13 protein-coding genes are annotated in these 14,812 nt (G+C 53.0%); all 13 read left to right on the forward strand.

The window, feature by feature from the left end; all coding sequences use genetic code 11:
• Window positions 1-127 precede the first annotated feature (127 nt).
• On the forward strand, window positions 128-1,348 hold the full coding sequence (locus tag AACY82_RS00345; protein WP_339614766.1) for an argininosuccinate synthase: 1,221 nt from the start codon (window positions 128-130) through the stop codon (window positions 1,346-1,348).
• Window positions 1,349-1,578: 230 nt separating this feature from the next.
• Window positions 1,579-3,027 carry a cytochrome-c oxidase, cbb3-type subunit I gene (gene ccoN / locus AACY82_RS00350; RefSeq protein ID WP_339614767.1) on the forward strand — a complete coding sequence of 483 codons (1,449 nt, stop codon included), beginning with the start codon at window positions 1,579-1,581 and terminating at the stop codon, window positions 3,025-3,027.
• 12 nt (window positions 3,028-3,039) lie between these two features.
• Entirely contained in the window at window positions 3,040-3,651 is a 612-nt protein-coding gene (ccoO, locus tag AACY82_RS00355) for a cytochrome-c oxidase, cbb3-type subunit II (protein WP_339614768.1), read from the forward strand.
• Window positions 3,651-3,824 (forward strand): cbb3-type cytochrome c oxidase subunit 3, encoded by a 174-nt coding sequence (locus AACY82_RS00360; RefSeq protein ID WP_339614769.1) that lies wholly within the window; start codon window positions 3,651-3,653, stop codon window positions 3,822-3,824. The genes ccoO and AACY82_RS00360 overlap by 1 nt, the downstream gene beginning before the upstream one ends.
• 38 nt (window positions 3,825-3,862) lie before the next feature.
• Window positions 3,863-4,768 (forward strand): cytochrome-c oxidase, cbb3-type subunit III, encoded by a 906-nt coding sequence (gene ccoP / locus AACY82_RS00365; RefSeq protein WP_339614770.1) that lies wholly within the window; start codon window positions 3,863-3,865, stop codon window positions 4,766-4,768.
• Window positions 4,769-4,878: 110 nt separating this feature from the next.
• Window positions 4,879-6,300 (forward strand): cytochrome c oxidase accessory protein CcoG, encoded by a 1,422-nt coding sequence (ccoG, locus tag AACY82_RS00370; protein ID WP_339614771.1) that lies wholly within the window; start codon window positions 4,879-4,881, stop codon window positions 6,298-6,300.
• Window positions 6,301-6,367: 67 nt separating this feature from the next.
• Entirely contained in the window at window positions 6,368-6,901 is a 534-nt protein-coding gene (locus tag AACY82_RS00375; RefSeq protein WP_339614772.1) for a FixH family protein, read from the forward strand.
• An 18-nt stretch (window positions 6,902-6,919) separates the two neighbouring features.
• Window positions 6,920-9,292, forward strand: coding sequence for a heavy metal translocating P-type ATPase (locus tag AACY82_RS00380; RefSeq protein WP_339614773.1), 2,373 nt, complete (start codon window positions 6,920-6,922; stop codon window positions 9,290-9,292).
• 21 nt (window positions 9,293-9,313) lie between these two features.
• The gene (gene ccoS, locus AACY82_RS00385; RefSeq protein ID WP_339614774.1) at window positions 9,314-9,556 is read left to right on the forward strand and encodes a cbb3-type cytochrome oxidase assembly protein CcoS; all 243 of its coding nucleotides are present in this window, start codon (window positions 9,314-9,316) and stop codon (window positions 9,554-9,556) included.
• Window positions 9,549-10,286 carry a sulfite exporter TauE/SafE family protein gene (locus tag AACY82_RS00390; RefSeq protein WP_339614775.1) on the forward strand — a complete coding sequence of 246 codons (738 nt, stop codon included), beginning with the start codon at window positions 9,549-9,551 and terminating at the stop codon, window positions 10,284-10,286. The genes ccoS and AACY82_RS00390 overlap by 8 nt, the downstream gene beginning before the upstream one ends.
• Before the next feature lie 269 nt (window positions 10,287-10,555).
• Window positions 10,556-12,274: a hypothetical protein gene (locus AACY82_RS00395; protein ID WP_339614776.1), complete on the forward strand. Its 1,719-nt coding sequence runs from the start codon at window positions 10,556-10,558 to the stop codon at window positions 12,272-12,274.
• A gap of 199 nt (window positions 12,275-12,473) precedes the next feature.
• Window positions 12,474-13,415, forward strand: a complete 942-nt coding sequence (locus AACY82_RS00400; RefSeq protein WP_339614777.1) for an MBL fold metallo-hydrolase — start codon at window positions 12,474-12,476, stop codon at window positions 13,413-13,415.
• Between the two features lie 23 nt (window positions 13,416-13,438).
• Complete coding sequence (locus tag AACY82_RS00405) at window positions 13,439-14,746, forward strand: DUF945 family protein (RefSeq protein ID WP_339614778.1); 1,308 nt, start codon at window positions 13,439-13,441, stop codon at window positions 14,744-14,746.
• Window positions 14,747-14,812 lie beyond the last annotated feature (66 nt).

Below are 14,812 nucleotides of genomic sequence, written 5' to 3' on the forward strand. Positions count from 1 at the left end.
TGTGTAATTAGGTGACATTGGTGTGGGAATTTATCCGATTTGCGGGTACAATTTCGCCGCGCTGTGTAAGGCGTTTGTAAAACTGGACTGTTTAGCCAATACGGCTAGCCAACTGCGGGAGATCTCTATGTCATCCATCAAAAAAGTTGTATTGGCCTACTCTGGGGGGTTGGATACCTCGGTTATCGTTAAATGGCTGCAAGAAACCTACAACTGTGAGGTGGTGACCTTCACGGCCGACATCGGTCAGGGTGAAGAGGTGGCACCGGCGCGGGCTAAAGCCGAGGCGCTGGGTGTTAAAGAAATTTACATCGATGATCTGCGCGAAGAATTTGTGCGCGACTTTGTCTTTCCTATGTTTCGTGCCAACACGATTTACGAGGGCGAGTACTTGCTGGGTACTTCCATTGCCCGCCCGTTGATTTCTAAGCGTCTGATCGAAATTGCCAATGAAACGGGTGCCGATGCTATCTCCCACGGTGCGACCGGTAAAGGTAACGATCAGGTGCGCTTTGAGCTGGGCGCCTACGCGCTTAAGCCCGGTATTCAGGTCATCGCCCCTTGGCGCGAGTGGGATCTGACCTCCCGCGAAACCTTGATGGACTACTGCGAAAAACACAATATCCCGGTGGATTTTTCCAACAAAAAGAAAAAGTCACCTTATTCGATGGATGCCAACCTACTGCATATCTCCTATGAGGGCGGTGTGCTGGAAGACCCCTGGACCGAAGCCGAAGACGATATGTGGCGCTGGAGTGTCTCGCCCGAGAATGCCCCGGATGAGCCTACCTATGTCGATCTAACCTTTGAAAAAGGCGATATCGTGGCCATCGATGGCGAGCGCTTGTCGCCCGCTACCGTGCTGGAAAAACTCAACAAGCTTGGCGGCGATAACGGTATTGGCCGCTTGGATATCGTCGAGAACCGCTACGTGGGTATGAAGTCGCGCGGCTGCTACGAAACTCCCGGGGGCAGCATTATTTTGAAGGCGCACCGAGCCATTGAGTCGATCACCCTAGATCGCGAAGTGGCGCATTTAAAAGACAGTTTAATGCCCAAGTACGCCGAAATTATTTACAACGGTTACTGGTGGAGCCCAGAGCGCAAAATGCTGCAAACGGCCATCGATGAGTCGCAAGAGCCGGTAAACGGCGATGTCCGCGTTAAGTTATACAAAGGCGCGGTACACGTAATTGGTCGCCGCTCTGCGGATAGCCTGTTTGACGAAAAAGTCGCCACCTTTGAAGACGATGCCGGCGCGTACGATCAGAAAGATGCCGAGGGCTTTATTAAGCTTAACGCCTTGCGTATGCGGATCGCGGCCAGCAAAGGGCGCAACCTGCTATAAGTCTGAAGTGCCGGTAAGCCTTTGGCTTGCCGGCGTATTACTGCAATACCTTATTTTTCCGCGCTGCCATATACAGCGCCGGGGTTTGTACTATAGTTGATGCAAATCAGCTCATGATAAGCCCAGCGTGCGCACTTGTGTTTAACCTGTAGTGCGCCAGCGGACAGATAGACCACCTCTAATAATACAACTTTAATTAACTGTGTTTTGCCAAATATAGGGAAGATCCTATGAGTAGTAACCTTGTGATGGCCGGCGATCACCCGACCTACGATTATAAAATCGTACGTCAATTTTCGATTATGACGATCGTTTGGGGTATTTTCGGCATGGGGGTAGGTGTTTTGATCGCCGCCCAGTTGTGCTGGCCCGAGCTGAACAACCTGTTTCAACCCTTTACCCATTTTGGTCGTTTGCGTCCACTGCACACCAACGCGGTTATCTTTGCGTTTGGCGGCTGTGCCCTGATGGGAACCAGCTACTACGTGGTTCAGCGCACTTGTCAGGCCAAGCTCTTTGGCGGTTGGTTAGTGCCGTTTACGTTTTGGGGTTGGCAGTTAGTAATTGTTTTGGCCGCCATCACATTGCCACAAGGGCTGACGACGACCAAAGAGTATGCCGAGCTAGAGTGGCCCATTGATATTCTTATCGCCCTGGTGTGGATCTCTTACGCAATCGTCTTTTTTGGCACTATCGTCAAACGTAAAACCTCACATATTTATGTGGCCAACTGGTTCTACGGCGGCTTTATTTTAACCATTGCGATACTGCACATCGTTAACAGTGCCGCGATTCCGGTGAGCTGGTTTAAATCTTACTCGGCTTACGCCGGTGCGGCGGATGCCATGGTGCAGTGGTGGTACGGCCACAACGCCGTTGGCTTCTTTCTGACAGCCGGTTTCTTGGGCATGATGTACTACTTCGTGCCTAAGCAGGCGGGGCGTCCGGTTTATTCTTATCAACTGTCTATCGTTCACTTTTGGGCGCTAATCTCGGTGTACATCTGGGCCGGTGCTCACCACTTACATTACTCTGCGCTGCCCGATTGGGCGCAAAGCTTGGGCATGGTGATGTCATTGATTCTGCTTGCGCCATCGTGGGGCGGGATGATCAACGGTATTATGACGCTCTCGGGCGCTTGGCATAAATTGCGCACCGACCCGACCCTGCGCTTTTTGGTAGTGTCATTGTCGTTCTATGGTATGTCGACCTTTGAAGGGCCGATGATGTCCATCAAAACTGTTAACGCTTTGAGTCACAACACGGACTGGACCATCGGTCACGTGCACTCTGGTGCGTTGGGTTGGGTGGCCATGATTTCTATCGGCGCGGTTTATCATTTGCTGCCTATCTTGTTCGGCCGTAAAGAGATGTACAGCGTTAAGTGGGTAAACGTGCACTTTTGGTTGGCGACTATTGGCACGGTACTTTACATCGCGGCAATGTGGGTCAACGGCATTATGCAAGGCTTAATGTGGCGCGCATTTAACGACGACGGCACCTTAACCTATAGTTTCGTCGAGGCGGTGCAAGCCAGCCACCACGGTTATGTGGTGCGGTTTGTAGGTGGGGTGTTCTTCCTCTCCGGTATGATTTTGATGGCTTACAACACCTACCGTACCGCGCAAACACCGCGCGAGGTGGAGTCAGACAGCAACCCACAAGCGCAAGCGGTTTAAGGAGGCCAGTCGATGAAAGGTCACGATATAGTCGAAAAAAATATTGGTCTAATGACCGTGCTGGTGATTGTCGCCATTAGTTTTGGCGGTTTGGTAGAGATTGTTCCGCAATTTTTCTTAAAAGAAACCACCGAACCAGTCGCGGGACTTAAACCGCTTGGTCCCGTTGAGCTAGAAGGCCGCGATATCTACATTCGCGAGGGCTGCCACGTTTGCCATACACAGATGGTGCGTCCGCTGCGCGCCGAGGTAGAGCGTTATGGTCATTACTCGGTTGCCGGTGAAAGCGTGTACGAGCACCCATTCTTGTGGGGCTCTAAACGCACAGGCCCTGACCTTGCTCGTGTTGGCGGTCGCTACTCGGACGACTGGCACAAAGTGCATTTGTTTAATCCGCGCATTGTGGTGCCCGAGTCAAACATGCCTGAGTTTCCCTGGCTGTATGATAACAAGCTCGACGGCAAGCACACCGAAGATAAAATGCGAGCCTTACGCAAAGTGGGTGTTCCCTACACTGATGAGACCATCGAAGGTGCGGGCGATAAAGTGCGCGGTATGACGGAGATGGATGCATTGGTGGCTTATTTGCAACAGCTGGGCACATTGCTCAAGGAAAAACGCTAATGGATAAGGGCACTTGGGGCGCTATTAGCACCGTGTTGGCGGCCATCGCGTTTGTCGGTATTTGCTGGTGGGCGTTTGCGCCGAGCCGCCGTAAGCGCTTTGATGATGACGCTAATTTACCTTTTGCCGATGAGCAAGATGACAACGACACAACACAAAAAAGCAAAAGATAACACCCATCGACCGGTGATGTAGCAAGGCGGAATTTACTATGAGCATTTTTTGGAATATTTGGATTATCGGCCTCACCTTAACCAACTTAGCTCTGCTTTTTTGGGTGTTAATGGCCAATCGCAAAGTGGCGGTGCGGGACGACGAAGCGCCCGAAAACCGCACCACGGGCCACGTTTACGACGGTATTGAGGAGTACGACAACCCGCTGCCCAGCTGGTGGTTTAAATTGTTCCTCGCCACCTTTGTCTTTGCCGGTGTGTATTTAATTATTTATCCCGGTTTGGGTTCATACAAAGGTTTAGCTGGCTGGACGTCCCACAACCAGCTCGAGGGACAACAGCAAAAAGCCGATGAGCTTTACTCTGAGCAGTTTGGCGAATACAGCGCTATGCCCATTGAAGAACTGGCGCGCAACTCGGATGCCATGAAAATGGGCCTGCGTTTATTTGCCAACAACTGCGCCGTTTGTCACGGCGCAGACGGTGGCGGTAACTATGGGTTTCCCAATCTGACGGATCACGATTGGCTGTACGGGGGCGAGCCTGCCACTATTAAGCAAACCATCACCGGCGGTCGCAAAGGCGCTATGCCAGCATGGGCACCGATTTTGGGTGAAGAGGGGGTTCACGAAACGGCTGAGTACGTCTTGAGCCTCAGTGGCCGTGAGCACGATGCCGAATTGGCTGAGGCCGGCGCTAAACACTTTGCCCAAAACTGCGTGGTCTGCCACGGCTCGGATGGTAAAGGCACTCAGGCGATGGGTGCGCCTAACTTGACCGATGATATTTGGCTTTATGGCGGCGAGCCGCAGGATATTCGTCAAACCTTGCGCGAAGGTCGCAACGGTGTGATGCCGGCACAGCAGGATCTGCTAAAAGAAAGCCGTATTCATTTGTTGGCGGCTTATGTGTATAGCTTGTCTTTACCAATAGACGAGCAGTAACCACTCCCGGCCGAGACTATGTTTCGGCCGTCTCTCCAGCCAGTGCCTTGGATAATTTATGGGCACATCGCTGGGTGTCTGGGTAAACCCACTCGCAATGAGGTGTAGCTGTGAGTAAAGACCCGTCTTCGTCAGAGCAGGCTGCCGGCGAACCTACCATTCGTTACGTCAATTTATATGAAGCCGAAGACAAAGTTTATACCCGTCGTATTACCGGCTTTTATCAAAAACTGCGTCGCTATACCGGCCTGCCACTGATTGCTGGTTTTGTGCTAATGCCTTGGTTGTCCATTGATGGGCGCCCGGCGATGTTATTCGATTTAGCCAACCGAAAATTTCACATTCTCTGGACCACATTCTGGCCGCAGGACGGCATTTACCTCGCCTGGCTACTGATTATTGCCGCGTTTTTGTTGTTTACCGTCACCGTGCTGGTGGGGCGGGTGTGGTGCGGTTTTACCTGCCCCCAAACCGTTTGGACGCAGATGTTTATCTGGGCGGAATTTCTGTGCCAGGGCGATAGAAACAAGCGCATAAAACTAGATGCCGCGCCGTGGAGCATGAATAAAGCTCTGCGTATCGGTGCAACACACGCGATTTGGGTGCTTATTGCGCTGGTAACCGCATTAACGTTTGTCGGTTATTTTGTTCCGGTGCGAGAGTTAATTGGTGGCCTACTGCAGTTTGATAGCAGCGTTCCGGTGGTTTTTTGGGTGGCGTTTTTTACCTTAGCCACTTACACCAACGCCGGCTTTATGCGCCAGCAGGTGTGTAAGTACATGTGCCCGTACGCCAGGTTCCAGTCGGTGATGTACGATGCCGATACCCTAACGGTGTTTTATAACCATATTCGCGGTGAAAAGCGCGGCCCGCGCAAGGTTGGCGAAGATTATAAAGCCGAGGGCAAAGGCGACTGTATTGATTGCTCGTGGTGTGTGCAGGTGTGTCCGGTGGATATTGATATTCGCGATGGCATGCAAGCCGAGTGCATTGACTGTGGGCTGTGTGTGGATGCCTGTAATACCGTGATGGATAAGATGGAATACCCTCGCGGGTTGATCAGTTTTACGACCGAAGACGCGATTAAAGAGGGTAAAACCCGGGTGTTGCGACCGCGTTTGATTGGCTACTTGGTGGTGCTGGTGGTGATGATTGCGGTATTTGTCAGCAACCTGACGCACCGTACCCCGTTAGGGTTAGAGGTTCTGCGTGATCGTGGAGTGCGGATGTATCGCATTAGCGGCAAAGATGTGCAAAACGTGTACACCTTAAAGATCAATAATATGGATAATGAGCCACACCGTTACGACATTACCCTTAACGGTGAGTTTGATTTTCAACTGCAGGGCTACCGGGCCTTAGAGGTTGAGTCGGGTGAGTTGTTAACTGTTCCAGTGCGGGTGGCGGTGCCTCGCGAGGCGTTAACTGAGGTGAAGTCCGAGATAGAATTTACCTTGACGGCGAAAGACAAGCCGACACTTCGCACCACTAATAATTCATCATTTATCGGTCCGCAACAGCGAGAGTACTGAAGCTTGCCGCGCGGGCGTTGAGCGTTTGGTCGCCCGTTTTGATCGTAATCACACAGTAAGAGAGTATATGACTACAGCAGCGCAAAAACTTGAACGCCCATGGTACAAAGAGCCTTGGTTATGGTTTGTGTTAACGCCGCTAATTGTGGTGGTCGTTGTGTCAATGGTGACTGTGACGTTGGCGGTTAAATACGCTGACGATACGGTGATTGACAATTACTACAAAGAAGGGCGCATGATTAACCAAAGCCTTGAGCAAGATAAGCGCGCGAAACTGTGGGGGTTGACGGCGGATATGAGTTGGCAGGCCGAGGGCCGTGAGTTAACGGTTGTACTGCACTCCGACGCCATCCCTATGCCGGCGAGCTTATCGCTGTGGCTTGACCATCCGTTTGATGAAAAGCAAGATGCGTTTATGGTGTTGCAGCGCAGCGGCAAAAACCAGTTTCACGGTACCTTGCCCGCTTTTGACAACCTCTGGTACGTCACGCTAGCGCCCGAGCAAACTCGCGACGCGCGCCGAGCTGCCCCCTGGCGCTTGCGCACAGAGGTTAACTTTGCCGAGCGCACTGACGTAAAGCTCGCGCCTCCCGTACCTTAACTACGCGCTAGCGCCGTTTTGGAAATCATTTATTGCTATCATTGTGCCGAGCCCGTGCCAGCGGGCGTCGACTATACGGTAGAGATTGGCGGTGAGCCACAAGCCATGTGTTGCCCCGGCTGCCAGGCCGTGGCTAGCGCCATTGTCGATGGCGGCCTCACGCGCTTTTACCAGTACCGCACCGAAGCCAGCGAGCGCCCGACGAACGACGGGGCACCGAGTTGGCACATCTACGACTTACCCGAGATTCAGCAAGATTTTGTGGTCGAACTGCCGGGCGGTCATGCCCAGGCCAATTTATTATTAGAAGGAATCAGTTGTGCGGCCTGCAGCTGGCTTATTGAAACCCACCTCTATCGGCTTGATGGTGTGGAGCAGGTGCGGGTCAACGTCACCAGCTTTCGCACGCAAATCACCTACAATCCCGAGACTATTGCGTTAAGTCATGTCTTAAGCGAGCTGCACGCCATTGGCTATCGGCCGCGTCCGGCCACCGACGATCAACAGCGCGCTCTGGAGGTGCGGGACAATCGTCTGGCGTTGGCCCGCCTTGGTGTGGCTGGCTTTGGCATGATGCAGGCGGGCATGGTGGCGGTGGGGTTGTACACAGGGGCAAGTGACGAGTGGCAATCGCTGTTGCGCGGTTTAAGCATGTTGCTCTCGACTCCGGTGGTGTTTTTTAGCGCCTGGCCTTTTTTTCGTGCCGCTTGGCGCAGCCTTAAAGCCGGGCAGCTGGTTATGGATGTCCCTGTGGCATTGGCGGTGGGTATTGGTTATGGCGCCAGTTGCTGGGCGACCTTTACCGGTACTGGCGATGTGTACTTTGAATCGATCGCCATGTTTGTGTTTTTTTTATTGGTGGGGCGCTATCTAGAGATGCGTGCGCGGTATCGGCATCGCATCGGCGGCGCCAATGTTGCCCAGCTGTTACCGCCGGTGGCCAATCGCTGGGAAGCGGACGAGTGGCGTCAGGTAGCGGTTAAAATGCTGTGCACGGATGACCGTATTCGAGTGGCCGCAGGGGACACATTTCCCGCCGATGGCGAGGTGCTTGCGGGGGCCTCGGGTGTGAATGAGGCATTGCTGACGGGCGAGTCGGTTCCCGTGGCTAAAGGTGTTGGCAGTTTTGTGATTGCCGGCAGCCAAAACAATGAAAGCCCGCTGGAAATTCGCGTTAGTGCGATTGGCGGACAAACTCAGCTGTCGGCTATCGAGCAACTAATAGGCCGGGCTCAGGCCGAAAAGCCACCGCAAATGGCGCTCGCCGATAAAGTGGCGCGCTATTTTATCGCGGTTGTGCTGTTGGTTTGCACCGCAGTATTTACGGTATGGAGCTTTGTGGCACCGGAGCGAGCGCTGTGGGTGGCTTTGTCGGTATTGGTCGTTACCTGTCCCTGCGCGTTAGCGCTTGCCATGCCAACCGCGATTACCGCCGCGACTGAGTACTTGCGCCGCACTGGTGTGCTGATCGCTCGGGGCCATGTGCTCGAGACTTTAACCAAGGTCAATCGGGTGATTTTTGACAAAACTGGCACCCTGACCGAGGGGCAACTGTGTGTCGCCGAGGTTAAATCGTTGGCTGAGGGGGTAGATCGCGAGCACCTCTTAGCGCTGTGCGCCGCGCTAGAGCAGGGCAGCAACCACCCCATAGCCCGGGCTTTTAGCGGCTTTGAGACGGAGGTTACCGCCAGCTCTATAAGGCAGGTAACTGGCGGCGGTGTTAGCGGCCAGGTTGGCGCTGCGACTTATCGCTTGGGCAATGCTGCGTTTGCCGGTGGTGAGGATGCTCCCAAGCTGCCGTCCGAGCCGTATTTGTGGCTACTACTGACACGCGATGGCGTGCCCCAAGCTTTTATCGGCTTGGCCGATCAAGTGCGCCAAGAGGCCGCAGGTGTTGTGGCTGCGCTGGCGCAAAACGGGTTGGCAGTGGAGCTACTGAGCGGCGATACCGCAGCCAATACCGCGCGCTTGGCGCACGAGCTGGGTATTGGCACCTATATGGGGGCCGTGTCGCCGGCTGACAAGCTCGCGCGGTTGCAGCAACGCCAAGCTCAGGGCGATACCATTTTAATGGTGGGTGATGGCATTAATGATGTGCCGACCCTGTCTGGTGCCGATGTTTCTATTGCGATGGCTGGCGCTTCTGACCTTGCCCGCACCCACGCCGACTGCCTGCTGTTGCAACACAGCCTGCAGCCGCTGCTATTGTGCCTAAGCCGGGCCCGCGCGACGCGCACGGTTATTCGGCAAAACCTGACTTTATCGCTTGTGTACAATACCGTAGCCCTGCCGCTGGCGGCCCTTGGCTTGGTGCCGCCCTGGGCGGCGGCGCTTGGCATGACTGCCAGCTCGCTGCTGGTGGTGCTAAATGCATTGCGGTTAACCCGCTAGTTGACCTTAAGAGGCCTGATTGTGGACAGCTTGTATTTGCTTATACCCATTGCCCTGATATTTGTTGCTATTGCGATTCGGGTGTTTTTTTGGGCTATTAACTCAGGCCAGTACGATAACCTTGATACCGAGGCCCACCGCATCTTATTTGATGATGACGAGACCGCCAGCGCCTCTGAACCGCAGCAAAGCGATTCCCACCCCAACGGCAGTCATAAAACAGGGCGCACCAAGCGCGCTGCGGGCAAGCCTCACGATGATTGATGTTGCGGCTTTAAGCACCGGCTTACTGTTGGGCTTTTTTAGTAGCACTCACTGCTTGGGTATGTGTGGCGGCATTATGGGCGCACTGACCATGGCCGTTGAGAGCCCATCACAATGGCGCGCTGCTGCGATAGTCGTCTGTTATAACCTGGGCCGCTTGGCAAGTTACGCGCTGTTGGGGGCATTGGCCGGGGCGTTTGGCGAAACGGTCTATGCCCTAGGGGCGGCAACTGTATTGCGTGTTATTGCCGCTGCACTGTTGTTTGCCATGGCCTTTTATTTGGCCGGCTGGTGGCGCGGGCTGTTAAAGCTCGAGGCCATTGGCCAGCGTTTGTGGCGTTATATTCAGCCCATAGGGCGCCGTCTAATGCCAGTGCGCGGGCCGCTGCCGGCGCTGGGGTTGGGGCTTGTGTGGGGTTGGTTGCCCTGCGGTCTGGTATACAGTGCGCTTGGTTATGCCATGACGCAGCCTGCGGCTTCGGCCGGTGCACTGTTTATGCTCGCCTTTGGGGTTGGCACTTTGCCCGCGGTTTTATTAGCGGCTTTTGCGACTGGTCGGGTGCGTGGCTGGGCCCAGCGGCGCAGCTTGCGGTTGGCGGGGGCCTTGCTGTTGCTGGTTTTTGCCGGCTGGACGCTCTACGGGGCGCTTGCCCCTAGTCATGCCCATCACAATCACGGCTCGGCCCCGCCCGCGAGCGAGGCCCAGGGCCACTCCCACCATCACCACTAGTGCGCAGCGCTGGTTAAAATCTCGCCAACAAAAAGATTTATGATCTCGTTTACACTTTTATATGGCGCGTCTTAATAGTCGTGGTAACCTAGATTGACCAGATAAAACAGATTGTTAGGAGTACCCGTGATAAAACCACAAACTCGGGGTGTGCAAGGTAATCGCTCAGGTGTTGATCTAATTTGTGTATGTTAAACCCTAAAGTATTCAATAACCTGAGGTTGCCCCGGTTTCGTGGTCGGGGCCGTGGGCAAAGCTTTGTTGGTGCCTTGTCCCGCTGCATTTTGCTAGGGTTTGCGGTAATTATTGTCGTGCTACCGGCGTTAGCGCAGGCGCGCGAGAGCGAGCTAGAACAGCAGCTTCGCGGTATCGAAGAAGACCTACCCGAGGGCTGCCAAAAGCTGGATATCCGCGAGACCATTCGCAAACGTTTTACCGGTAGCCGCATCAGTACAGAAGATATTGAATCACTGCAGGGCATGACCATCCGTTCGATTGGTTACTTACAGGTCGGGGTTTTTGACGAAGAAAACCCCGATGAGAACAATAGCCTCTATCGTTTTTTAAACAAAATTCATATTAATACCAAAGAGTATGTCGTGGCGCCTCAGCTGTTGTTTGAGGAAGGCGACAGCCTTGATGCCGATATTATTTTAGAAACCGAGCGGCTGTTGCGTACCCGGGGTTACTTTTATACCGCGTTTATCGTGCCCCATGTGATTTGTGAAGGGCAGGTGGATTTGGTTGTGGTAACCCGCGATAGCTGGTCGCTTGAGGTCGAGGCTTCTTTTAGTCACAGCGGTGGCGACTCTGAGTCGAGCTTTGGGTTTAGTGAAGGCAATATTTTTGGTTCGGGCAATAGCTTTTCGGTCGGTTACGAGCAAGAAAACGAAAGCAAGGGCATGAGCTATACCTTTCGCACCGACCACCTGTTAAATTCTCGTGTTTCGACACGATTATCGTATGCCGATAAATCCGATGGCGAAGATGTGATCGCCGAGGTCGAATTACCTTTCTATTCGCGCTCTTCAACGTGGGCCGGCGGTATTGCCTATCGAGATACCGGCGAAGAAGAAATTATTCGCGCTCAAGGGGAAGAGATCAGTCGCTTTCGCCATGAGCAGCTTTACCAAGAGGCTTTTGTCGGCCGCTTATTGCACTCCAACAAGCACTCAACGCAGCGTTTACTGGTCGGTGTTGCCAGCGAGGATGATACCTTTTACGCCACCGATGATACTTTTTTAGGGTTGCCTGATGCACGCGGCGCAAAGTACCCCTGGGTAGAGTATCAATATCTAGAAGATCGTTACGCCATCTACCGGAACCTTAACCAAATTCAGCGCACCGAAGACGTTGCCATGGGCATCACTTTTGGTTTTCGTTTGGGGTATGGTGAGGCCGACCCTTCGAGTCATGGCAATGTGGTGCGCTACATCGGTAATTACCAGCATATTATCGGCGTGGGTGACGATCACTTGCTGGTGTTGGAGCTGGGAGTCGATGGCCGCGACCATCTGGATTCCGATGGCCAAGATAGCGCCATTTGGCGCAGTAAAGTGGCTTACAACATTATGCAGAACGTCAATAATCGTTGGTACGCCAGCATTCGCTATGACGCGGGCCAAGATCTGGAGCAATACGAAGAGCTGACGGTGGGCGGAAGCGACGGTATGCGGGGTTATCCCGCTGACTTCCAACGAGGTAAAAAACGCACGGTGGCCACCATCGAGCGCCGTTATTACTCCGACTGGCATTTATTTAACCTTGTGAGGGTGGGTGCCGTGGGCTTTATCGAGGCGGGTAAGGCTTGGGATGGCCCCATTCAAGGGGACAACAAAGTGCTCGCCGATGTTGGTTTCGGTTTGCGTTTCAGCTCCAGTAAAGCGCGGGTGGGCAGCGTTGTACACGTTGATATTGCTACTCCTCTGGTAGAAAAAGATGGCATCGACGAGTACCAGCTGTTGATCGAAGCCAAAAGGCAGTTTTAGCTCTGTAGCCTGTCACTACCCGCCGGCTTGCGGGGCGGACTTGGTTTTTGTCATAAATTTCATTTACAGTAGATCTTTTAGACGCGCTTAGCACCTATATCGCGGTGCTCTGTCTGTGTGATTGTTGATCGCGGGTCTGGCTGAATGTCTGCGCTGTTAAATGGCCAAGCGATTGATTGTCGATAAACAGGAGGTTGTTATGTTAAAGCATTTGCTTAATATGTCGGTACTCACCTTGGGGTTAACCATTGGCTTGGCGGGGCACGCGGCCGAAGGGCCTGAGTTTAAAACGCACAAAATTGCCGAAGGTCTATATGTGGTGTCGGGGGTAGGAGGATTTACCGGCGGCAATATCCTTATCAGCACTGGTGATGACGGCACCGTAATAATTGACGATTCTATGCCACCGCTGTTAGACAAACTGCGTGCGGCCATTGCCGATATTAGTGGCGATGATATCGAGTTTTTGATTAACACCCATCTGCATGACGACCACACTGGCAACAATGCTGCATTTGCCACACAAGGCTCGCATATTGTGGCCCACGAAAAAATGCGTTCGCGTTTAAAGTTGGATGCAAAACGCACGGCCCAGGCGCTTCCGGTTATCACCTTAAATGACCAAATGAATTTTTATTTAAACGATCAGCCCGCCCGTGTGTTTCATTTGGCTCGGGCTCATACGGATGGCGACTTGGCCATCGAGTTTAGCGATGCCAATGTACTTCACACTGGCGATGTGTTGTTTAACGGTATGTTTCCGTTTATTGATCTCGATAGCGGCGGCAGTGTTGACGGCTATATTGCGGCGCAAAAAACATTGCTTGAGCTGGTTGATGACAATACAGTGATTGTTCCGGGCCACGGCACCTTAGCCAATAAAGCGGATTTGCAGCGTGCCAACAAAATGCTGATGGATGCTCGCCAGAAAGTGGCAAAATTAATTGCACAAGGTGAGACCGAAAAAGAAATTTTGGCGGCCAACCCGCTGGCAGAGTACCACGACGACTGGAATTGGGACTTTATTACCACCGAAAAAATGACGCGTACTTTGTATCGCGATCTGACTGCGCATCGTCATGCCAGTACTAGCACCAATAGCACTAAACCTGCCGGGGGCCATGCCGGCCACAGCCATTAAATATCAATAAATAGGGACGATCGATGAAAAAATTTTTAGGGTTAATACTTGTGGTTTTGGCCTACGTGGGCTTGAGTTATTACTCGGGCATGGTGGGCGAGCAATACATTAAAGATCAGGTAGAGCTTAATCGCATTCAGGCAAATAATGCGAACATCAGTCTTGATGTTGCGAACTATCAGCGCGGCGTATTTAAAAGTAGCTTCGACTTTAGTGCGCAAACGAACGCCGAACAGTTTGATCTTGAGTCGGCGACAGTAGATTCTAAAGCCGAAGTTTTTCACGGTCCGGTTATTTTTGCCGACGGTTTAAAGTTTGGTTGGTTTTACGCTCGCACCGAAAATGCGTTAACCACGAGCGACTCCGACGTCAATGCTTTGCTTGCCACCATATTACCCCAAGGGCTTGGTCGGCTTAGTATGCTGGGCGAATACGGGGGCAGCTACGACGCCAGCTGGCGTACTGATGTCATCGCCTTTCAGGATGAAAATGGTCAATTTAACGTTGCCGGCCTTGATGTTCACAGCACCGGCTCGTTTGATTCGCTCGATTCAAGCAGTACCATCACCACCGGCGATATTAGCGCGCGTAGCAGCGATGGTATGGAGCTGGCGGTGACACCGATCCACGGCGAACTGGATGTGGAGTTTATTGCGCCGCAGGTGCCGCTGTCCTCCGGCCGTATGCAGGTGGATACTATTACGATAACGTCAGCCGAAGGACAGCAGAGCGTCGTCAATAACCTTGAGTTTGTGCAGCGCCAACGAGTAGAAAACGACAAAGTAGACACTAAAGTTCGCATGAGTGTAGCAAGTGTCGCAGGCGCTATGCCAATGAGTAACTTGTATTATGAGGTGGAGTTTAATCAGATCAGCCAAGCTGCGATTGCCGCATGGGCCGAGTTGTCACCCAAGCTGCAAACGGCTGATGATTTCAGTGCCTATGAACAAGAGCTCAATGATGCGCTGGCGCTGCTGCTGCATAAAGACTTGGCGCTGAGAATGGCCAGCGGTGGTGAGGCTATGGGTGGCTACGTTAACACCAAGTTGGATTTAAACTATGTGCCACCAGTTGGCGGCCGTACCGTAGCGAGCTTGACGACAGCCGATGAATACCTAAAGCTGATAAAAGGCAGCGGCCAGGTGGTTATCTCTAAAGAAATTATGAACGGCACGCCGCTGATGTTTTTACTGTCGCCTTATATGGATACCTATATTGTCCAGCAGGGAGATGAGTATGTCGTTAACGCCCGAATCAGCGACGGCAAGTTATGGGTTGGCGACACACCTATCGACCTAACGCCGATCGTTGCGGCATACCTCGCGCAGTAAGCGCGAGGTTTTCAGTAATTTACATAGGCGCAACAAGGGTTTTCGTTGCTAACGGTACTCTGTAAG

Source organism: uncultured Gilvimarinus sp. (genome assembly GCF_963972205.1).
Taxonomy (GTDB): Bacteria; Pseudomonadota; Gammaproteobacteria; order Pseudomonadales; family Cellvibrionaceae; genus Gilvimarinus; species Gilvimarinus japonicus.

Coding starts and splice junctions, on each gene's coding strand:
- AACY82_RS00390 (WP_339614775.1), top strand. CDS start 9,549: ATGATTGATGTTGCGGCTTTAAGCACCGGCTTACTGTTGGGCTTTTTT.
- ccoO (WP_339614768.1), top strand. CDS start 3,040: ATGAAAGGTCACGATATAGTCGAAAAAAATATTGGTCTAATGACCGTG.
- ccoN (WP_339614767.1), top strand. CDS start 1,579: ATGAGTAGTAACCTTGTGATGGCCGGCGATCACCCGACCTACGATTAT.
- AACY82_RS00345 (WP_339614766.1), top strand. CDS start 128: ATGTCATCCATCAAAAAAGTTGTATTGGCCTACTCTGGGGGGTTGGAT.
- AACY82_RS00405 (WP_339614778.1), top strand. CDS start 13,439: ATGAAAAAATTTTTAGGGTTAATACTTGTGGTTTTGGCCTACGTGGGC.
- ccoP (WP_339614770.1), top strand. CDS start 3,863: ATGAGCATTTTTTGGAATATTTGGATTATCGGCCTCACCTTAACCAAC.
- AACY82_RS00400 (WP_339614777.1), top strand. CDS start 12,474: ATGTTAAAGCATTTGCTTAATATGTCGGTACTCACCTTGGGGTTAACC.
- AACY82_RS00375 (WP_339614772.1), top strand. CDS start 6,368: ATGACTACAGCAGCGCAAAAACTTGAACGCCCATGGTACAAAGAGCCT.
- AACY82_RS00360 (WP_339614769.1), top strand. CDS start 3,651: ATGGATAAGGGCACTTGGGGCGCTATTAGCACCGTGTTGGCGGCCATC.